At 65.7% G+C, this 19783-nt stretch carries 22 protein-coding genes; 14 read left to right on the top strand and 8 right to left on the bottom strand.

Annotated features, from left to right (window positions below; translation table 11 throughout):
• Positions 1 to 16: 16 nt before the first annotated feature.
• The 3 genes from AC25M7_RS15810 (at position 17) to AC25M7_RS15800 (ending at position 1959) form a co-directional block, all read left to right on the top strand.
• On the top strand, positions 17 to 295 hold the full coding sequence (locus AC25M7_RS15810) for a hypothetical protein (protein ID WP_028692631.1): 279 nt from the start codon (positions 17 to 19) through the stop codon (positions 293 to 295).
• Positions 296 to 309: 14 nt separating this feature from the next.
• Positions 310 to 1077: a CHAD domain-containing protein gene (locus tag AC25M7_RS15805; protein WP_028692630.1), complete on the top strand. Its 768-nt coding sequence runs from the start codon at positions 310 to 312 to the stop codon at positions 1075 to 1077.
• 84 nt (positions 1078 to 1161) lie between these two features.
• On the top strand, positions 1162 to 1959 hold the full coding sequence (locus AC25M7_RS15800; protein WP_486971249.1) for an acyl-CoA thioesterase: 798 nt from the start codon (positions 1162 to 1164) through the stop codon (positions 1957 to 1959).
• Positions 1960 to 2019: 60 nt separating this feature from the next.
• Here the strand turns inward: AC25M7_RS15800 and AC25M7_RS15795 are convergent, their stop codons facing one another.
• The 3 genes from AC25M7_RS15795 to AC25M7_RS15785 all read right to left on the bottom strand — a co-directional run bounded on the left by AC25M7_RS15795 (position 2020) and on the right by AC25M7_RS15785 (position 4851).
• Positions 2020 to 2388, bottom strand: coding sequence for an Mpo1-like protein (locus AC25M7_RS15795; RefSeq protein WP_028692628.1), 369 nt, complete (start codon positions 2386 to 2388; stop codon positions 2020 to 2022).
• 91 nt (positions 2389 to 2479) lie between these two features.
• A complete protein-coding gene (locus tag AC25M7_RS15790; protein WP_280093065.1) occupies positions 2480 to 3958 on the bottom strand; it encodes a methyl-accepting chemotaxis protein in 1479 nt (492 codons plus the stop codon).
• Positions 3959 to 4044: 86 nt separating this feature from the next.
• A complete protein-coding gene (locus tag AC25M7_RS15785; RefSeq protein ID WP_307942068.1) occupies positions 4045 to 4851 on the bottom strand; it encodes a TatD family hydrolase in 807 nt (268 codons plus the stop codon).
• A gap of 160 nt (positions 4852 to 5011) precedes the next feature.
• On the opposite strand from AC25M7_RS15785, the gene AC25M7_RS15780 reads away from it, so the two are divergent.
• The 4 genes from AC25M7_RS15780 (at position 5012) to greB (ending at position 8082) form a co-directional block, all read left to right on the top strand.
• The gene (locus tag AC25M7_RS15780; RefSeq protein WP_232853606.1) at positions 5012 to 6418 is read left to right on the top strand and encodes an MltF family protein; all 1407 of its coding nucleotides are present in this window, start codon (positions 5012 to 5014) and stop codon (positions 6416 to 6418) included.
• A gap of 111 nt (positions 6419 to 6529) precedes the next feature.
• On the top strand, positions 6530 to 6964 hold the full coding sequence (locus AC25M7_RS15775) for a DoxX family protein (RefSeq protein ID WP_062359501.1): 435 nt from the start codon (positions 6530 to 6532) through the stop codon (positions 6962 to 6964).
• A gap of 246 nt (positions 6965 to 7210) precedes the next feature.
• Positions 7211 to 7519 (top strand): hypothetical protein, encoded by a 309-nt coding sequence (locus tag AC25M7_RS15770; protein ID WP_028692623.1) that lies wholly within the window; start codon positions 7211 to 7213, stop codon positions 7517 to 7519.
• Positions 7520 to 7608: 89 nt separating this feature from the next.
• A complete protein-coding gene (gene greB, locus AC25M7_RS15765) occupies positions 7609 to 8082 on the top strand; it encodes a transcription elongation factor GreB (RefSeq protein ID WP_028692622.1) in 474 nt (157 codons plus the stop codon).
• A 192-nt stretch (positions 8083 to 8274) separates the two neighbouring features.
• On the opposite strand, the gene AC25M7_RS15760 is transcribed toward greB, so the two are convergent.
• Together AC25M7_RS15760 and AC25M7_RS15755 are read right to left on the bottom strand one after the other, a co-directional pair.
• Positions 8275 to 10782, bottom strand: a complete 2508-nt coding sequence (locus AC25M7_RS15760) for an ABC transporter permease (RefSeq protein ID WP_486971248.1) — start codon at positions 10780 to 10782, stop codon at positions 8275 to 8277.
• Positions 10782 to 11465 (bottom strand): ABC transporter ATP-binding protein, encoded by a 684-nt coding sequence (locus tag AC25M7_RS15755; RefSeq protein WP_486971247.1) that lies wholly within the window; start codon positions 11463 to 11465, stop codon positions 10782 to 10784. Before AC25M7_RS15755 ends, AC25M7_RS15760 begins: the two co-directional genes overlap by 1 nt.
• A 10-nt stretch (positions 11466 to 11475) precedes the next feature.
• Between AC25M7_RS15755 and AC25M7_RS15750 the strand changes: the two genes are divergently transcribed.
• From AC25M7_RS15750 to AC25M7_RS15740, 3 genes are all read left to right on the top strand, one after another.
• A complete protein-coding gene (locus tag AC25M7_RS15750) occupies positions 11476 to 12081 on the top strand; it encodes an arylesterase (RefSeq protein ID WP_028692619.1) in 606 nt (201 codons plus the stop codon).
• A gap of 58 nt (positions 12082 to 12139) precedes the next feature.
• On the top strand, positions 12140 to 12421 hold the full coding sequence (locus tag AC25M7_RS15745; RefSeq protein ID WP_028692618.1) for a hypothetical protein: 282 nt from the start codon (positions 12140 to 12142) through the stop codon (positions 12419 to 12421).
• A 94-nt stretch (positions 12422 to 12515) separates the two neighbouring features.
• Positions 12516 to 13490 carry a L,D-transpeptidase family protein gene (locus AC25M7_RS15740; RefSeq protein WP_028692617.1) on the top strand — a complete coding sequence of 325 codons (975 nt, stop codon included), beginning with the start codon at positions 12516 to 12518 and terminating at the stop codon, positions 13488 to 13490.
• A gap of 230 nt (positions 13491 to 13720) precedes the next feature.
• On the opposite strand, the gene oprI is transcribed toward AC25M7_RS15740, so the two are convergent.
• Positions 13721 to 13972 (bottom strand): outer membrane lipoprotei OprI, encoded by a 252-nt coding sequence (gene oprI, locus AC25M7_RS15735; protein ID WP_003259780.1) that lies wholly within the window; start codon positions 13970 to 13972, stop codon positions 13721 to 13723.
• Positions 13973 to 14461: 489 nt separating this feature from the next.
• Between oprI and AC25M7_RS15730 the strand changes: the two genes are divergently transcribed.
• A complete protein-coding gene (locus AC25M7_RS15730; RefSeq protein WP_028692616.1) occupies positions 14462 to 14743 on the top strand; it encodes a GNAT family N-acetyltransferase in 282 nt (93 codons plus the stop codon).
• Between the two features lie 58 nt (positions 14744 to 14801).
• Here AC25M7_RS15730 and AC25M7_RS15725 read toward each other — a convergent pair whose 3' ends face one another.
• Positions 14802 to 15878, bottom strand: coding sequence for a 3-deoxy-7-phosphoheptulonate synthase (locus tag AC25M7_RS15725; protein ID WP_028692615.1), 1077 nt, complete (start codon positions 15876 to 15878; stop codon positions 14802 to 14804).
• 261 nt (positions 15879 to 16139) lie between these two features.
• On the opposite strand from AC25M7_RS15725, the gene AC25M7_RS15720 reads away from it, so the two are divergent.
• The 3 genes from AC25M7_RS15720 to cysB all read left to right on the top strand — a co-directional run bounded on the left by AC25M7_RS15720 (position 16140) and on the right by cysB (position 18797).
• Positions 16140 to 17102 (top strand): putative 2-dehydropantoate 2-reductase, encoded by a 963-nt coding sequence (locus AC25M7_RS15720; RefSeq protein ID WP_028692614.1) that lies wholly within the window; start codon positions 16140 to 16142, stop codon positions 17100 to 17102.
• Positions 17103 to 17197: 95 nt separating this feature from the next.
• Entirely contained in the window at positions 17198 to 17695 is a 498-nt protein-coding gene (locus AC25M7_RS15715) for a universal stress protein (RefSeq protein ID WP_028692613.1), read from the top strand.
• Positions 17696 to 17822: 127 nt separating this feature from the next.
• A complete protein-coding gene (gene cysB, locus AC25M7_RS15710; protein ID WP_011533140.1) occupies positions 17823 to 18797 on the top strand; it encodes an HTH-type transcriptional regulator CysB in 975 nt (324 codons plus the stop codon).
• A gap of 67 nt (positions 18798 to 18864) precedes the next feature.
• Here the strand turns inward: cysB and AC25M7_RS15705 are convergent, their stop codons facing one another.
• Positions 18865 to 19599: a phosphoadenylyl-sulfate reductase gene (locus AC25M7_RS15705; protein WP_062359495.1), complete on the bottom strand. Its 735-nt coding sequence runs from the start codon at positions 19597 to 19599 to the stop codon at positions 18865 to 18867.
• Between the last annotated feature and the right edge of the window lie 184 nt (positions 19600 to 19783).

Raw genomic sequence — 19783 nt, 5'->3', positions numbered from 1 at the left:
CCTCGAGGTATTACCGATGAAAGCCTGGATCACCCTTCCTCTGATTGCCCTGGCCTTGGTCGGCTGCGCGGGCAAGACGGCCTATCGTGACAGTTGCGCGACCCAGCTCGATGCCGCCTGGAAGGAACTGGACCTGGCCAAGGCCGAAGGCTTTGCCGGTACCGTGAGTTATTCCAAGGCGCTGTCGCTGTTGACCGGCGCCAAGACCCAGCAGCAGTTCGAAGGCTTCGAAGGCTGTACCCACAAGGCCGAGAAGGCCCGTTTCTACATTCGTGAATCCCGCGCCGGGCGTTGACCGAGGAGCTGCCCATGTCCGCCATGCTCGATCATGTGGTCGGCCAGGTTCTGGCGCTGCAGGTGCGCCTGCTGGCCTGCCGCGAACGCCTGGCCGCCGACACCGACCGCGAGGCGTTGCACGACCTGCGCATCACCTTGCGGCGTCTGCGCAGCCTGCTGCGGCCGTTGCGTGGCTTGCCGGGCGTCGAACAGCTCGAGCAGGCGGCCGGGGCGCTGGGCACGCTGACCACGCCGCTGCGTGACCGCGAGGTGCTGGCGGCGCAACTGATCGGCCGTGGGCACGCGCAGGCAGGCCAGCGTCGCCAGGAGGGCAGGGCGCGCACCTATGCCAGTGTCGCGGCCAGTGCCCAGCTCAATCGCGTGCTGGCGATTCTCGATGCGTTCCCGATGTTCCTGCGTGCCGCCGGCCGTGAGGGGTTGGCGCAGAAGCTGGGGCAGCGCATCGACAAGCGCCTGCACAAGCAATGGCACAAGCTGCAGGTGGCCCTGTCGGACCCTGGCCACGACCGCCACCGCCTGCGCCTGCTGATCAAGCGGGTGCGCTATGGCGACCAGGCCTACCCGCAACTCGAACACGCCGGCAGCAAGCTGCAGCGCCTGCTCAAGTCGGCCCAGGGTGACCTGGGTGACTGGCACGACCGCGTACAGTGGTTGCTGCAGGTGCGCGAGCACAGCGACCTGCTCGGCTGCAAGGTGGCCTGGGAGCATGAGCTGCATGCTGCCGAGGCGCGTTCCGACCTCACCCTCGAAGCGCTGCAAAAGGCTCTGGCGCGTCGTTAGTCCCGGCAAATGACCGATATGCGGGCTGTGGCTGGCGTGATCGCTGGTTACTATCGGTTCTTTTTTGCGCAGGAGCCCTGGCATATGAACTTCACAGAATTGCTGACTGCCGCCCGCACACACCCCGAGGCCATCAGCGTACCCGCCGGCTGGGCCCAGGGACGCGCGGTGTTCGGCGGCCTGATGGCGGCAATGGTGCACGAAGCGATGCGCCAGCAGCTGGGCGACGACCGCCCGGTGCGTTCGCTGGCCATCACCTTCGTCGGCCCGGCGGCGCCGGATATGCCAATCAGCCTGGAGGTGGAGGTGCTGCGCGAGGGCAAGGCGGTCAGCACCTTGCTGGGGCGCGCCGTGCAGGATGGCCAGGTGGTGACCCTGGTGCAGGGCAGCTTCGGTGCTGGTCGCCCTTCGGTGGTGGCGGTCGACGCGCCTGCCGCGATGCCGATGAAGCCGCTGCAGGAGGCGGCGCCGGAGTTGCCCTTTATCAAGGGCATTACACCGGCGTTCATGCAGCATGTGGCGTTTCGCTGGGCGGTGGGCGGCCTGCCGTTCAGTGGCAACGACTCGCGCCATATGGGGGGCTGGGTACGCCTGCGCGATGTCGCCGAGGAGCCGGTCGGGGTGGCGCACCTGCTGGCATTGGTCGATGCCTGGCCGCCCAGTCTGCTTCCCTATCTCAAGCAGCCCGCCGCCGGCAGCACGCTGACCTGGACCATCGAGTTCGTGCAGCCCACGCCGCAGCTGTCAACCCTCGACTGGTGCCGCTATGTGGTCGAGACCGAGTATGCCCGTGATGGCTATGGCCATGCGGCCGCGGCATTGTGGACGTCTGAAGGGGAGTTGCTGGCGTTGAGCCGGCAGACGGTGACTGTGTTCGCCTGAGCCATCTTCATCAAGCCAATCGCCGGGCAAGCCCGCTCCCACGCCGGGTGATGTTTTCAGTCAGTGGCGGTGCTTGTGGCGCTCGCGCCAGGCCCGCCACCAGGCACCACTCAGCACGAAGCGCGGGAAGGTGATGAACTGCTCGGTGAGCAGGCGTTGTACGGCATCCTTGCGGTCGGTGAACGGCTCGGGTTGCTCGGCTTCCAGGCGGTGCCCCTGGCGTTGCAGGCCCAGCCCGGCCACCAGGGCGATGATACCCACGGCGATCTGCGACAGGTCCAGTCCAAACAGCCCCGACAACACCAGCAGCGCGCCCAGGATGAACAGCGGCACGGCGATCAGGTGCAGCACCAGATTGGCGGGGTGGCGATGGTTGTGGTGGTAGCCGCGCCATTGCCAGGCGGGCAGATTGGGCAGTCGTTTGCTCATGGACAGATCCTCTGGGGCTTGTCCAAAGCTTAGTGCGGCCCCCGGGCGGGGGCCAATCGAGGCTGGCTATGGTGGCCATAGCCGGCGCCGGTCACAGCTTGAGCTGGCCGATCGCCTTGTTCAGCTCGCCGGCGAGGGTCGCCAGCTCACTGCTGGTGGTGGCCGAGCCGACGGTCTGCTGCACGGTCTCCTCGGTCACGTCGCGGATACTGACCACGGCGCGGTTCATCTCCTCGGCCACCTGGCTCTGCTGCTCGGCGGCCACGGCGATCTGGGTGTTGCTTTCGCGCATCTGTGCCACGGCGCTGGTGATCTCGGCCAGGGCCTCGCCGGCCTCGCGGGCCTGCTTGACGCAATCGTCGGCCTTGAATGAGCTTTCCTGCATGAAATCCACCGCGTCGCGGGTGCCGGCCTGCAGGTCGGCGACCATGGTGGTGATCTCGTCGGTGGAGGTCTGCACGCGCTTGGCCAGGTTGCGCACCTCGTCGGCGACCACGGCAAAGCCCCGGCCCAGGTCACCGGCCCGGGCCGCCTCGATGGCGGCGTTGAGGGCGAGCAGGTTGGTCTGTTCGGCGATGCTGTGGATGACGCCGACCACGCCATTGATCTTCTGGCTGTCGTCGGCCAGTTGGCGGATCATCTCGGCGGTCTGCTGCACACCGCTGGAGAGCCCGGCAATCGAGTCCTGCACGCGGCTGACCACGGCCTGGCCGCTGCCGGCCAGGGTGTCGGCGGTCTGCGACAGGTCGCGGGTGGCGCCGGCATGCTGGGCGATATGGTGGACGGTGGCGGTCATTTCGTTGATGGCGGTGGCGGCCTGGTCGGTCTCGCTCTGCTGGCCGATCATGCCGTGGCGCACTTCATCCATGCTGCCGGCCAGGCGCGCGGCGCCGGAGTCCAGCTGCGCGGCGGTGCGCGCCACGGTGCTGACCACGCGGTGGTAGGTGGTCTGCATGGCGTTGAACGCGCCGGCCATCTGCCCGACTTCGTCGCCGCAGGCCAGGGGCACCCGGGCCGAGAGGTCGCCGGTCTTCTCCACGTGCAGCATCACATCCTTGAGGGTGTTGAGCTGGCTGAGCAGGAAACGGATCAACAACTGTGAAGCGCAGAGCATCGCCAGCATCAGGATCAGCACGCACACGGCGTAGTTGCTGAACCGATCGAAATAGACCTGGCGCAGGCTCGGCGACTGGGCGATTACCGCGAGCTGCTGGTCGCCCCGGCGCAGCACCTGGGCGCCACGCAGCGGGTTGTCGCCGAGGACCCAGGCACCGGACAGTTCGACCCAGCCCTGGCCATCGCGCAGGGCCTCGAGGGGTTCGCCGGCGAACTGCGGCGTTTGCCCATTGCGCCAGGTGATCAGGTTGGCCTGGGTGGGCAGGGCCTGCCCGGCGGGCCATGCCGCCAGCAGTTCGGCCTGGGCCTGGGCTTGCGCCTGGGCGCCGGTGGCGCGGGCCTGTTGCTCCAGGTACACCGCGTAGAGCACCAGCAGCAGGGTGGTGACGAAGGCCACGGCATTGACGGCCCAGAACTTGTATTTGAGGGAAACGTTGCTAAGCCAGGCACCCATGGTAGGTCTTCTCTGAGTTGGCGGAAACATTATTGGCAAGGTGCCATCATTGTGCCCGCCAACGCCAGGGGCCTTGTTGATATGCGTCAAGAAACCTCAGGCAGACCAAAGAACGCGCGGGCGCAGGCGCTGGTGTGGGCGGCGGTGTGCGCTGCGGTTTCATGGCGATGCAGGGCCACCTCGCGCAGCACCTCGGGCAGGAAGGCCGGCTCGTTGCGGCCGTTCTTCGGCTTGGGCCGCAGGCTGCGGGGCAGCAGGTAGGGCGCATCGCTTTCGAGCATCAGGCGACCCTCGGGGATGTTGCCGACCAGGGGATGCAGGTGGGTGCCGCGGCGCTCGTCGCAGATCCAGCCGGTGATGCCGATGTGCAGGTCCTGGTCGAGGTAGGCGAACAGCGCCTGGCGCTCGCCGGTGAAGCAGTGCACCACGGCGGCGGGCAACTGGTCGCGGTAGTCCTTGAGGATTGCCAGCAGGCGCTCGCTGGCCTCACGCTCGTGGAGGAACACCGGCAGGCGCAGCTCGACCGCCAGCGCCAACTGCGCTTCCAGGGCCTTTTCCTGGGCCGGGCGTGGGGAGAAGTCGCGATTGAAGTCCAGGCCGCATTCGCCCACGGCCACCACCCGTGGCTGGGCGAGCAGTTCGCGCAGCTGGCGTTCGCTGCCGCTGTTCCAGTGGCTGGCGTCGTGAGGGTGCACGCCGGCGGTGCTGAACAGGCGCTGGCCGGCTTCGTCCAGGCGCAGGCACAGTTCCAGGGCCTCGGCGCTGACCTCCAGGCTGGTGCCGGTAAGGACCATCTGTGCCACGCCGGCCTCCACGGCGCGCTCGACGATGGCGGCCTGCTGGTCGTGGAAACTGCTGTTGGTCAGGTTGACGCCGATATCGATCAGTTGCATGGTGCTACCTCGTGCCGCGGGGGCGGCCAGCATAGCAAAAACCGGGATATCGAGAAAAAACCAAGAACTTCAAACGTTTGCCGTGGTCTGTTGCGGTCATTTGTCACGGATCGATCACAGCACCATGGTGCCCGCCAACCGCTCTCGGACCCTTTTCCCCATGTTGCGAACCTTTTTGACGTGCCTGTTGCTGTCCGGGCTGCTGGCCGCCGGGCAGGTCGCTGCCGGCGAAGCCGGGCCGCAGCAGCATGTGCCGGCCAGCCAGGTGCGCGACCTGGCGCAGATCCGCTCGAGCAAGGTGCTGCGGGTGCTGGTCAACCAGAGCCGCAACAGCTCCGGCGAGGTCAAGGGCGAGCCGGTAGGCGTCGAGTACTATCGCCTGCGCGCCCTGGAACACGCCCTCAATGCCCGGGTCGCCGACGGCCAGGAAATCACCCTGAAGATCATCCCCCGCGCCAAGGAGCAGCTGCTTGCGGCTTTGCAACGCGGCGAGGGTGATCTCGCCGCCCCCGGCGAGCTGCTCGACCCGAGCGTGGTGCGCGGAGTCGGCGTCAGCGCCCCGGTGGTCGACCAGGTGCCGCTGCAACTGGTCGGGCGCAAGGGCGAGCGCGGCTACAGCCGCCCCGAGCAGCTGTCCGGGCGTACCGTCGCCCTGACCACCGCCAGTGCCGCGGGCGCGGCGATCCAGGCGATCAACCAGCGGCTGGCCTTGCGCAAGCGGGCACCGATCAAGGTGGAGTGGGTCGACCCGACGCTGGCGGTGGAGGATGTGCTGGAAATGGTCCAGGCCGGTATCTACCCGCTGACAGTAGTTGAGCGGCCGATCGCCCAGCGCTGGGCGCGGGTGATGCCGCGTCTGCGGGTGGACAGCAAGCTGCAGTTGGCCCAGCCCCAGGCCATGCGCTGGTATGTGCGCCAGGATGCGCCGATGCTGCAGGCGGCGGTGGATCGTTTCCTCGCCACCTATCGCGCGCCGGACAACCAGGACGCGGCCTTCGAGCGCATCTACCGGCGCCAGTACAGGGTGCACAACCCGCTGGCCCGCGGGGACCGCCAGCGTCTGGAGTCGGTGCGCTCGGTGCTGCAGAAGCACGGTGGCGACCAACAGTTCGACTGGCTCAACCTGGCCGCCCTGGCGTTCAAGGAGTCGACCCTCGATCCCAAGGCACGCGGCACCGGTGGCGCCCACGGGCTGATGCAGATCACCCCGTCGGCGGCCCAGCGGGTGGGAGTGAGCAACACCGCCACGGTGGACGGCAATGTCCAGGCCAGCGCCCGTTACCTGGCGCTGATCCGCCGCAAGTTCTTCGCCAGCCCCCAGCTCAACGAGCGTGAGCGCATGGCGTTTATCCTGGCCGCCTACAACCTCGGGCCGGAGCGGGTCCAGGCCATGCGTGCCGAGGCCCGGCGGCGTGGGCTCAATGGCAACCAGTGGTTCTTCCAGACCGAACGCATCGCCATGGAGCAGGTGGGCATGGGGCCGGTGAACTTCGTCAATAGCGTCAACAAGTACTTCCTCGCGTTCAACCGCGAGCGGGCTTCCCTGGAGCGTGTGGCGAAGCGCTAGATAAATCCAATAATTCGATAGAATTTACGTGATTATTGCGATTTTCTTATTCGATGATTTGATTAAGATGGCGCTCATCCAACACACACCTGCTCAAACAAGGAAGCAAACATGAACAACTCCCTCAAAGCCCTGTTCACTACCCGCGCCGGTTATGGCCTAAGCGTCGTGCGTATCCTGGTCGGCGTCATCTTCATGGCCCACGGCGCGCAGAAACTGTTCGGCCTGTTCGGCGGCTACGGCCTGGAAGGCACCGGCCAGTGGATGGAAAGCATCGGCCTGACCCCGGGCTACCTGATGGCCTTGCTGTCCGGCAGCGCCGAGTTCTTCGGCGGCCTGGCCCTGGTGGTCGGCCTGCTGGCCCGCCCGGCGGCGCTGGCGCTGAGCGTGACCCTGGTGGTGGCGATCTTCTCGGTGCATATCGGCAACGGGCTGTTCATGTCCAACAACGGTTATGAGTTCGCCCTGGCGCTGATGGCCGGTACCGTGGCGGTGCTGATCGAGGGCGCGGGCCGGCTGTCGCTGGACCGTCTGATCGCACGCTGATCGGCAATCGCGGGGCCAGGCCAATCCCACGAAGCGTGTGGGAGTGGGCTGGCCCCGCGATTGCTTTTGCACAAGCGCTTGTAACTTCAAGCGTCAGCCTCTAGCATACCGATTGCGCCGATTTAAACAGCTACTTGCGGGGCGCGGGAGAGGCCCCGACGGGTCATCCGAAATACCGCTAAAGCGCTGGTTCGGTGACGCCTCCCACCGCTACCCAGCGGGAACAGCGAGGCGGAGAGAGACTCCATGAGTTGCCCACGTACCAGTGTCTGCTTGACCCCCCTGGCCAAGAACCAGGCTTCCCGTACCCCGCGCATCCTGCTCGGCGGCCAGCATCAACCCACGCTTTTGCGCAATCTCGATGGCTTTTCCCGACGCAAGGGCCAGGCCTGTGCCTTCCTTATCCAGTTCTCCGACAGCTGTGAACAGCTCGACCAGTACGGCAACGACCGCTTCGACCTGGCCGTGATCCAGGCGCCTGAGGCCGAAGTGGCCGCCGAGGTTATCGGCCAGCTCACCCGCATTGCCCGCCAGGGCCTGATTACCCGCCGTTGAGCGGCGTGTCGCGTCCAGCCGTTTTTCGCTAAGCTCGGTCTCCCGGTGGGCGCCTGTCGTCCGCCGCGGATGCACTGAGGAGACAGTCGTTGAGCACCAACATCATCACCATCGAAGGCCATGCAGCGCTGAAGCAGGAGCTTGATCACCTGTGGCGGGTCTATCGCCCGGAGATCACCCAGAAGGTCACCTGGGCGGCCTCGCTGGGCGATCGCAGCGAGAACGCCGACTACCAGTACAACAAGAAGCTGCTGCGCGAGATCGACCGCCGCGTGCGCTACCTGCGCAAGCGCCTGGAAGACGTCAAGGTCGTCGAGTACTCGCCCCAGCAGGAAGGCAAGGTGTTCTTCGGTGCCTGGGTGGAAATCGAGAACGATGACGGCGAGCAGCTGCGTTTTCGCATCGTCGGCTATGACGAGATCCACGGGCGCAACGACTACATCTCCATCGACTCGCCCATGGCCCGGGCCTTGCTCAAGAAGGAGGAGGGCGACGAGGTGGTGGTGCACACGCCCACCGGTGAGGCGACCTGGTATGTGAACAGCATCCGCTACAACCTCTAGCTGGCGCAGAACTCAAGGCCATACTCGATCCCTGTAGGAGCGGCCTTGTGTCGCGAAAGGGCCGCATAGCGGCCCCGGGATATCAGCATCAAGGCAACGATTGCTGGGGCCGCTGCGCGGCCCTTTCGCGACACAAGGCCGCTCCTACAGGGAAAAGCGCAAACCCTCGATCATTCGCAATGCTTCATTTCTTCACCCCTCGCGCAACACCGCCAACGGACTGGCATTGAGCGCGCGACGTGTACCGATCACCCCGGCTCCGCCCACCAGCACCGCCCCGGCCAGCGGCAGCGCCAGCAGCCACGGATGGGGTGCCCAGTGCAGGTCGAAGGCATAGCGGTACAGCGCCCAGGTGATCAGCTCGCAACCCAGTGCCGCGAGCACGCCGCTTGCCGCGCCGAGCAGGCCGAACTCGATGCGCCTAGCCTTGACCAGCAGCTGGCGCGCCGCCCCCAGCGCCCGCAGCAGGGCGCCCTGGCGGATGCGCTCGTCGAGGGTTGCCTGCAGGCCGGCGAACAGCACCGCCAGCCCAGCCGCCAGCACGAACAGCAGCACGTACTCCACCGCCAGGGTGACCTGGGCGAGGATGCTGCGCAGTTGCGCCAGCAACGCGTCGACCTGCAGCACGGTCACCGCCGGGAACGCGCGGGACAGCGCGACGATCTCCTGGTCGTGGCCCGGTGCCAGATAGAAGCTGGTGAGGTAGGTGGTGGGCAGGCCTTGTAGCGTTCCTGGCTGGAAGATCATGTAGAAGTTGGGCTGGAAACTGTCCCAGTGCACGCTGCGCAGGCTGCTGACCCGGGCCTGGCGCTGCTGGCCGCCGATATCGAATGTCAGCAGGTCACCCAGTTGCAGGTGCAGGCTCTGCGCCAGTTCCGCCTCCACGGAAACCCCAGGCACGTCATCGCTGGCGGGCGCCTGCTGCCACCATTGGCCGGCGCTCAGGGCATTGCCCTGGGGCAGCTCGGCGGCCCAGGTCAGGCTGAGGTCGCGCTGGACGGCGCGTTCGCCGGTGGACTCCTTGCTGACCAGCTGGCGCACCGGCTGCTCGTTGATATGGGTCAGGCGCCCGGGAATAACCGGGTACAGCGGCGCGGCGGTGGCGTTGATCTGGGCCAGGCGCTCGGCGAACGGCTGGCGCTCGTCGGGCAGGATGTTCAGGGCGAAATGATTGGGTGCGTCCTTGGGCAACTGCGCCTGCCAGGTGTCGAGCAGTTCCGCCCGCAGCAGGGCGACCAGGCCCATTGCCAGGAGGATCAGGCCGAAGGCCAGGGCCTGGCCGGCGGCGGCCAGCGGGTGACGCAGCAACTGGCCAAGCCCCAGCCGCCAGGCCAGCGGCGCGCCGGCCAGCAACCGGCGCAGGCTGCGCAGGCCGAGCAACAGCAATCCACCCAGCAGCAAGGCGGCGATCAGCCCCCCGCCGAGCAGGGCGAAGGTCAGCAGCAGGTCCAGGCTCAGGCGCCACATGATCAGGCCCAGGGCGAACAGGGCGGCGCCGTACACCAACCAGCTGCTCGGTGGCAGCGGCAGCAGGTCGCGGCGCAGCACTCGCAGCGGCGGCACGCGACCCAGGGCTGCCAGTGGCGGCAAGGCAAAGCCGGCCAGGGCTACCAATCCGGTGCCTATGCCGGCCAGCGCCGGGGTGAGGCCACCGGGCGGCACCTGGCTGGGGAGCAGGCCTTCGAGCAGGCGGAACAACCCCAGCTGGGCGATCCAGCCGAGCAGCGCGCCGATGACTGCTGCGGCGACACCGAGCATTGCCAGTTGCAGGCTGTAAAGACCAAGGGCCTGGTGCCGAGACAAGCCCAGGCAGCGCAGCAGGGCGCTGGCATCCAGGCGCCGCGCGGCGTAGCGGCTGGCCGACAAGGCCACGGCGACGCCGGCCAGCAGCACCGCCACCAGGCTCGCCATGTTCAGGTAACGCTCGGCCTTGCCCAGTGCGCCGCCGATCTGCCGGTTGCCGTCGCGGGTGTCGAGCAGGCGTTGGTTGGCGGCCAGGCTTTTTTCCGCCGTCTGCCGGTACTTTTGCAAGGTGTCGATATCACCGCGCCACAGGTCGCGGTAGCTGACCCGGCTGCCGGGCTGGATCACGCCGGTTGCGTCCAGGTCGGCGAGGTTCATCAGCACTCGCGGCGTAAGGCTGTAGAAGTTGCCGGCACGGTCGGGCTCGTAGGTCAGCACGCGGCTCATGCGCAGGGTCTTCATGCCGACGTCGATGTTGTCGCCGATGGCCAGGCCGAGCGCCGCGAGCAGGCGCGGTTCGACCCAGGCTTCACCCGGCGCCGGCCCGCCGCCGGGCGCTTCCTCGGCGTAGGGCACCGCCGCGCTGCGCAATTGGCCGCGCAGCGGATAGGCGGGGTCGGCCGCCTTGATGCTGGAAAGCTGGATACCACTGTCACCACCAACCACGCTGGTGAACTCCACCACTCGCGCATGCTGCAGGCCCAGCGCGGTGCCGTTGGCGATCTGCTGCGCGGCGGGAGGGGCGCTGCCTTGCAGGACCAGGTCGGCACCGAGAAACTCGCTGGCGCGCAACTGCATGGCACCATTGAGGCGGGCGCCGAAGTAGCCGATGGCGGTACTCGCCGCCACCGCCACCAGCAACGCGAAGAACAGCACGCGCACTTCGCTGGCGCGGGCATCGCGCAGCAACTGGCGCAGGGCCAGGACACACAGTCGCGGGAACGATAGGCGAGTCATCAAGGCTCCAGGGGCGCGACCAGGCGACCGGCATCCAGGCGGATCAGGCGGCGGCAGCGCTTGGCCAGGCGTTCGTCGTGGGTCACCAGCACCAGGGTGGTGCCGCGCTCCTGGTTCAGTTCGAACAACAGGTCGCTGATGCGCTCGCCGGTGTGGCTGTCGAGGTTGCCGGTGGGCTCGTCGGCGAACAGCACGGCCGGTTGCGCGGCGAAGGCGCGGGCGATCGCCACCCGCTGCTGCTCGCCGCCGGAGAGCTGGCGCGGGGTGTGGCTCAGGCGTTTGCCCAGGCCGACCCGTTCGAGCAGACCGCGGGCGTGCTCGCGGGCATCGCGGCGACCGTCGAGCTCCAGCGGCAGCATGACGTTCTCCAGGGCATTGAGGCTGTCGAGCAACTGGAACGACTGGAACACGAAACCCACGTGCTCGGCGCGCACCCGGGCGCGCTGGTCCTCGTCGAGGGGGCCGAGATCGTGGCCGGCGAGGATCACCTTGCCGGCGCTGGGGCGGTCGAGCCCGGCGAGCAGGCCCAACAGCGTGGACTTGCCGGAGCCGGAGGCACCGACGATGGCCAGGCTGTCGCCCTGGTCGAGATCGAGGGAGAGGGCGTGGAGGATGGTCAGGTCGCCTTCCGCGCTGGGGACCACTTTGCTAAGGTTCTGCGCAACGAGAATGCTGGGGCCCATGGAGAATCCGATGCGAATGTGGTGGTTGAGTGCCGGCCTGGCCCTGTGTTGCCTGGCCCAGGGCGCGGCGGCGGGAACGCTGCTTGTCGTCGGCGATAGTATCAGCGCCGGTTTTGGCCTGGATACCCGCCAGGGGTGGGTCAGCCTGCTGCAACAGCAGCTGAAGAAGGAGGGTTTCGACGATCAGGTGGTCAATGCCTCGATCAGCGGCGACACCAGCGCAGGTGGCCAGGCGCGGCTGCCGGCGCTGCTTGCGGCGCACAAGCCGGACCTGGTGGTGCTGGAGCTTGGAGGCAACGACGGCCTGCGCGGGCAGTCGCCGCAACAATTGCAACAGAATCTTGCCGCGATGATCGACCAGTCCCGCCAGGCCGGTGCCAAGGTGGTGCTGTTGGGCATGCGCCTGCCGCCGAACTACGGCGTGCGCTACACCACGGCGTTCGCCCAGGTCTATGAGCAGCTGGCCGCCGATAAAAAGGTACCGCTGGTGCCGTTCTTCCTCGATGGCGTGGGCGGGGTGCCGGAGTTGATGCAGGCCGATGGCATCCACCCGGCGGCGGCCGCCCAGCAGCGCCTGCTGGAAAATGCCTGGCCGACGATAAAACCCTTGCTGTGACGCTTTTATCGGGGGCCGCTTTCGGCTAATGTTGCGCCCCCCGTTTCGAGTGCCCCCGATGCCGCGCCCCGCCTGGTCCCTGTACGCCTACCAACTGATCGAGCCTGATGAGCAGCTCGACCTGTTTGCCTGCCAGGAAGTGCGCATCCACCTGGCCGCCCGCCAGCTCGAACTGGGCGTGCCGGTCGACCGTACCTTGTGCGGTGGCCTGCTGCCAGCGCAGCCGCGCTGGTCGGGGGTGGAGCGCGCGATCTACCGCGACGAGCGCCTGTGCCCGCTGTGCCGGGCGATCCTCGATGCCCAGCGGCGCGGCATGCGCCCGGTATGGCCGGAACTCTGAGCGCCTTTCATCATCTGAAACGCATGCGCCTCCCGCTCGTTTCGGCGCGGGTGTACAATCGTTTTCTTGACTGATCTTTCGAAGGATTTCCCGGATGTTGCCGCGCTTTCCCGCCGTCACCCGTAGCCTGACCCTGGCCGCCATGCTGGCGACAGGCCCCGCTGTTGCGCTGGAACTGCCGTTGCCACCTCCCGGTGAAGACGTCGTCGGCCAGGTTCATACCATCAAGGCCAAGTACGAGGACACCTTCGCCGACATCGGCACCGCCAATGACCTCGGCTACCTCGAGATGATCGCCGCCAACCCGGGCGTCGACCCTTGGCTGCCAGGCGCCGGCACCGAGATCGTCCTGCCGACCCGCTACATCTTGCCGCCAGGCCCGCGTGAGGGCATTGTCATCAACCTGGCCGAGTACCGCCTGTACTACTACCCGAAAGGGCAGAACGTGGTGCACACCTTCCCGCTGGGCATCGGTCGCGAGGGCTGGGGTTCGCCGATCGCCAATACCAAGATCACCGCCAAGACGCCGAACCCGACCTGGACGCCGCCGGCCTCGATCCGCGCCGAGCATGCCGCCGATGGCGACATCTTGCCGGCCGTGGTGCCGGCCGGGCCGGACAACCCCCTGGGCCCATTCAAGTTCACTCTGGGGGTACCGGGTTACCTGATCCATGGCTCGAACAAGAAGTTCGGCATCGGCATGCGTACCAGTCACGGCTGCTTCCGCATGCTCAATAACAACGTGCTGACCTTGTCGAAGATGGTCCCTGTGGGCACGCCGGTGCGCATCATCAACGAGCCCTACAAGTTTGGCATCAGCGCCGGCAAGGTCTACCTCGAGGCGCACACGCCGCTGGACGATCACGGCAACCCGTCGGTGGTCGACAAGCATACTGCGGTCATCAACGCCTTGCTCAAGCGTGAAGACCTGGCCAACAACTTGCGCATGAACTGGGACATGGTTCGCGATGTGGTGGCGGCCGAAGACGGCATGCCAGTCGAAATTGCCGTGCCGGTCAATGGCTCGAGTGCGCCGATGGTGTCGAGCATTCCGCCAGAACTGCAGTAAGCGATTGCCCGCTGGCAACTAGCGGTGCACTTTGGGGTCGCCCGGCGGCCCATCGCGGGACACGCCCGCTCCTGCAGGTACGGCGAACGCCATGCCTTTGGGTGCAGGGTTGTTCCGCGATGGGTCGCAAGGCGGCCCCAGTTGTTTGGTCGGCATCGCCTGCTTTTCTCCCAGGCAATAAAAAAGCCGACCCACAAGTGGGTCGGCTCCATAACAATCCGTGAGGATTATTACTTGCGGCTGGCTTTGTCCAGCATACGCAGAGCGCGCTCGTTGGCTTCGTCAGCGGTCTGCTGAGCCTTCTGAGCAGCTGCCAGAGCGTCGTCAGCTTTGCGGTAGGCTTCGTCTGCACGAGCCTGGGCGCGAGCTGCTGCGTCTTCGGTAGCAGTCAGGCGAGCTTCGGTTTCTTTGGATACGCTGCTGCAACCGGTAGCCAGAACTGCGGCCAGAGCCAGAGCAGAGAATTTCAGAACGTTGTTCATCGTGTTCCCCTTCAAGGACTTTCTATTAAATAGCCATCTCTCGGAAAAGAGAAACTGGCCGGCGTACATAGTACCCATTACTTGTAGTAAGTAAACTGACTGAGCGCAAGAACTGCAAAAAAAATGCTCTGGGCGGCCCCGGCGACGGGGTTTGTAAACAAAGTGTGAAAATCCTGAGCAGCGTTCGCAAGCGATTGTAGTACAGGAACTTTTTGTTGAACTAAGGGTGACTTTAACTGTCGACGAGCGTCATAGCCCAAGAACATCCGGTTGCTGTTGCCGGGCCTCGGGCGGGTGGCTGTCAGTATTTTCATTCTGCGCAGCTTGAGCATTCTCGCTGGCGCCGCCTACTATTTGAGGGTGCCTCGACGCAGAACGATCCCGGTCGGGCTGCTGTCCAAGGGGCAACAGGTGGCGTAGAGGTTCCTCCGCCGGATAAACCACATCGGTAAGGTAAGGGTCTGCCGACAAGACCTGCGAGGAGTAGTGATGAGCGAAACGCTGACCATCCACCATGACCAGGCCGGTCATCAGTTCGAGACCACCGTGGACGGTCACCGGGCCTATCTGACGTACATGGACCTGGGCAAGCAGACGCTGGACATCTATCGCACCTTCGTCCCCAATGCCCTGCGCGGTCGCGGGATCGCCGCGGCGCTCACCGAGCAGGCCTTGGCCTATGCCGAGCAGATGGGCTATACCGTGATTCCCTCTTGCTCTTACGTCGAGCGCTATATGGAGCGCCAGCAGCGCCACTCGAGCAAGGTCTGAACGGCCGTACACATGAAAAACGCCGGGCATTGCCCGGCGTTTTCGTTTGCGCAGGATTTCAGCCGCGCTGGCGCTTGGGCAGCACGTCCTTGAGCTTGGCGTGCATGCTGCGCAGGGTCTTCTCGGTGGCCGCCCAGTCGATGCAGGCATCGGTGACCGACACGCCGTATTGCAGCTCGTCGAGGTTCTTCGGAATAGCCTGGCAGCCCCAGTTCAGGTGACTCTCGACCATCAGGCCGATGATCGACTGGTTGCCTTCGAGGATCTGGTTGGCGACGTTCTCCATGACCAGGGGCTGCAGGGCCGGGTCCTTATTGGAGTTGGCGTGGCTGCAGTCGACCATGATGTTGGGCTTGATCTTGGCCTTGACCAGGTCCTGCTCGCACAGGGCAACGCTAACCGAGTCGTAGTTGGGCTTGCCGTTGCCGCCGCGCAGTACCACGTGGCCGTAGGCGTTGCCCTTGGTAGTGACGATGGACACGCCGCCTTCCTGGTTGATGCCCAGGAAACGGTGCGGCTTGGACACCGACTGCAGGGCGTTGATGGCCACGGTCAGGCCGCCATCGGTGCCGTTCTTGAAGCCGACCGCCGAGGACAGGCCCGAGGCCATCTCGCGGTGGGTCTGGGATTCGGTGGTGCGGGCGCCGATGGCCGACCAACTGATCAGGTCCTGCAGGTACTGCGGGGAGATCGGGTCAAGCGCTTCGGTGGCGGTGGGGAGGCCCTTCTCGGCCAGGTCCAGCAGCAGTTGGCGACCAATGTGCAGGCCGTCCTGGATCTTGAACGAGTCGTCCAGGTACGGGTCGTTGATCAGGCCTTTCCAGCCGACGGTGGTCCGCGGCTTCTCGAAGTACACGCGCATGACCAGGTACAGGGTGTCGGAGACTTCCTCGGCCAGCACCTTCAGGCGCTCGGCATACTCGTGGGCGGCCTTGATGTCGTGGATCGAGCAGGGGCCGACCACCACGAACAGGCGATGGTCCTTGCCGTCGAGGATGTTGCGCACCACTTCGCGGCCGGCAGTCACGGTCTGCAGGGCCTTGGCGCTGAGGGGGATTTCCTTCTTGAGCTGATCGGGGGTGATCAAGGTCTCGTTGGAGGCAACGTTAAGGTCATCGATCGGTAAATCAGCCATCGTGTTACTCGTCAGGTCACGGGTGCCGGCCGCCAGCGTTCCCCGTGCGGCCCAGCAGCAGAATATTCGCAGCGGGGAGGCCGAACCTTAGCGCGTTAGCAGGGGCGCGACAATGGGCTGGGGCCCGTCGATACGGGGTTTTTACCCATCTGACGGCATTTGCGGGCAAGCGCCGCGCCTATGGGGAGGATTTGGCCGCGATGCCCGGCACGCGGGTATAGTGGCTGACTCACAATAATGACTCTCGACCAGGAGCACGGCATGGCGTCCCTTGACCCTCGCATTGGCAATCCCCGCATTGGCATCATCGGCAGCGGCGCAATCGGTGGCTTCTACGGCCTGATGCTGGCCCGTGCCGGCTACGACGTGCACTTCCTGCTGCGCAGCGAATACCAGGCCGTGCGCGAGCAGGGGCTGCGCCTGGACAGCGCGGTGCATGGTCAGGTGCACATGCCGGTGCAGGCATACGCCCGGGCCGCCGACATGCCGCCCTGCGACTGGCTGCTGGTGGGGGCCAAGGCCACCAGCAACGCGGAGCTGGCGCCCTTGATCGTCCAGGCAGCGGCGCCCGAGGCCCGGGTGGTGTTGCTGCAGAACGGCCTTGGGGTCGAGGAGCAGTTGCGCCCGGCCTTGCGCCCGGACCTGCACCTGCTCGGCGGCCTGTGCTTCATCTGCGTCAATCGCGAGGGGCCCGGCGAAATCCGCCACCAGTCGCTGGGCGCGGTGAACCTGGGCTATCACAGTGGCCCGGCGCAGGACGGCGGGGCCGCCGTGGTGGAGGAGGGCGCCGGGCTGTTCCGGGCTGCGGGCATCGACTCCCAGGCCATGGCCGACCTCGACCAGGCGCGCTGGCAGAAACTGGTGTGGAACGTGCCCTACAACGGCCTCTCGGTGTTGCTGCAGGCCAGCACCACGCCCTTGATGGGCGATGCCGACAGCCGCGCGCTGATCCAGGCGCTGATGGCCGAAGTGGTGGCGGGCGCCAAGGCCTGTGGCCGCGAGCTGCCGTCGGGTTATGCCGAGCACCTGTTTCGCATCACCGAGAAGATGCCGGACTACTGGCCGAGCATGTACCACGACCATGTGCAGCAGCGGCCGCTGGAGCTGCAAGCGATCTATGCCGAGCCCCTGGCCCGGGCCCGCGCGGCCGGTTGCGCGCTGCCGCGCATGGAGGCGTTGTACCAGGCCCTGGCGTTCATCGACCGGCGTAGCCGGCAGGCCTGAAGCCCGCGGCGGCTGTGCGCCGGACGGCCAGGCGACCGGCTATGGCGCTGCTAAGCTCAAGCTTGCTCTGCCGTCGCGGCAGTCGAGGAGGTCGAATGATCCGTTCCATGCTGTTTGCCACTGACCTCGGTGTCTATGCGCCCTTTGTCATGCAGCACGCCCTGGCCCTGGCGCGGACCTTTAACGCAGAGCTGTATGTGATCCACGCCGTGGAGCCCATGGGGCAGTTCGCCGAATCGCTGCTGCAGAGCTACCTCGACGAGCAGACCCTCGATGCGCTGCACAGCGAGGGCGTCAACACGGTCATGGCCAATATCGAGCAGCGGGTGCTGGAGAACTTTCGCGACGAGATGACCGAACCGGCCGACCTGGCATTGATCCGCGCGGTGCGGGTGCGCCAGGGCGACCCGGCCCAGGTGATCCTCGAGCAGGCCCAGCGGTTGTCGGTTGACCTGTTGATCTTCGGTAGCCACAGCGCCGGCGCGGGGGTGGATGTGCCGATCGGCCGCACGGCGGTGCGGCTGCTGCAGCTGTCACCGGTGCCGGTGTACATGGTGCCATTGGCTCACCATCTTGGGCGTAGGAAATCGTGAGCCTCACGGTAGGACTTTTTACAGCGAACGTAACAAAATAGTTCTAGATTTATTTCTCAAGCCACTAATATAGTTATAACTCGTCGCTGCCGGCGCGCCGGTGACCTACCGCCTTTGAGGGAAATCTATGAAGCTTCAGCAACTGCGCTACATCTGGGAAGTGGCGCACCATGACCTCAACGTTTCCGCGACGGCGCAGAGTCTGTACACCTCCCAACCAGGTATCAGCAAGCAGATCCGCCTGCTCGAGGATGAGCTGGGCGTCGAGGTCTTCGCCCGCAGTGGCAAGCACCTGACCCGCGTCACCCCGGCCGGCGAGCGCATCATCAACACCGCCGGCGAGATCCTGCGCAAGGTCGAGAGCATCAAGCAGATCGCCCAGGAATTCTCCAACGAGAAGAAGGGCACCCTGTCGATCGCCACCACCCACACCCAGGCGCGCTACGCGCTGCCGCCGGTGATCAGCAACTTCATCAAGCAGTACCCGGAAGTCGCCCTGCACATGCACCAGGGCTCGCCGATGCAGATCGCCGAGATGGCGGCCGACGGCACCGTCGACTTCGCCATCGCCACCGAGGCGCTGGAGCTGTTCGGCGACTTGATCATGATGCCGTGCTACAAGTGGAACCGCTGCGTGGTGGTGCCCCAGGGCCATCCGCTGACCAAGCTGCCGAAGCTGACCCTGGAAGCGGTGGCCGAGTACCCGATCGTCACCTACGTGTTCGGCTTCACCGGTCGCTCCAAGCTTGACGAGGCGTTCAATCACCGTGGCCTGACGCCGAAGGTGGTGTTCACCGCCGCCGACGCCGACGTGATCAAGACCTATGTGCGTCTGGGTCTGGGCGTGGGCATCGTGGCCAAGATGGCGGTCGACCCGAAGCTCGACAGCGATCTGGTGTGCCTGGACGCCAGCGAGCTGTTCGAGGCCAGCATCACCAAGATCGGCTTCCGTCGCGGCACCTTCCTGCGCGGTTTCATGTGCGACTTCATCGAGAAGTTCGCGCCGCACCTGACCCGTGAGGTGATGGCCAAGGCGATCCAGTGCCATAACAAGCAGGAGCTCGAAGAGCTGTTCGAGGGTGTCGAGCTGCCGGTGCACTGATCTGAAATAGCGGGGCCGCTTTGCGGCCCATCGCGACACAAGGCCGCTCCCACAGGCCCCGGCTATTTCAAGCCTTGGTAATTAGGTTGCCGGCATGCAACCCGCACTCCTTCTGCGTCGACTCTTCCCACCACCAACGCCCTTCGCGCTCGTGCTGGTTCGGCAGCACCGGGCGGGTGCACGGCTCGCAACCGATGCTGATGAAGCCGCGCTCATGCAGGCTGTTGTAGGGCAGCTCGAGCATGCGGATGTAGCCCCAGACTTCCTCGCTGGTCATCTGCGCCAGCGGGTTGAACTTGTACAGGGTGCGCTCCGGGGTGGAGAAGGCGCTGTCGATCTCCAGGGCAGCCACCTGACTGCGGGTACCGGGGCTCTGGTCGCGGCGCTGGCCGGTGGCCCAGGCGCTGACGGTGGCCAGCTTGCGGCGCAGCGGCTCGATCTTGCGGATGCCGCAGCACTCGCCGTGGCCGTCTTTGTAGAAGCTGAACAGGCCTTTTTCCTTGACGAACGGGTCGAGCTTGTCGCGGTCCGGGCTGAGGATCTCGATGGGCAGGTTGTACTGCTCGCGTACCTGGTCGATGAACCGGTAGGTTTCCGGGTGCAGGCGGCCGGTGTCGAGGCTGAACACCTTGACCTGCTTGTTCAGTTTCCAGGCCATGTCCACCAGCACCACATCCTCTGCGCCGCTGAAGGAGATCCACAGGTCGTCGCCAAAATGCTCGAAGGCGAGCTTGAGGATCTCCTGCGGGGACTTGCTGGCATAGGTCGCGGCCAGGGCGGCGACGTCGAAGGGTTGGCTCATCAGGCGGTTTCCATCGGTTGAGTGGCGCTGTGCGCTCGTAGTGGTCAGATGGTAACAAAAAATGGCGGGGCAGACGCCTGGCGATCGAGAGGGTGTCAGAAATTTTGTGTTCGGGCATAACATGAGTAAGAGGTGCATGTATGCCAACCAAAAAGAAACCCTTGCGTGACCTGCCCAAAATCCC

The sequence above is a fragment of the Pseudomonas sp. P106(2024) genome (assembly GCF_057480815.1).
Note: the sequence above shows the minus strand (reverse complement) of the source record. Positions and strands in the feature narration are given on the sequence as shown.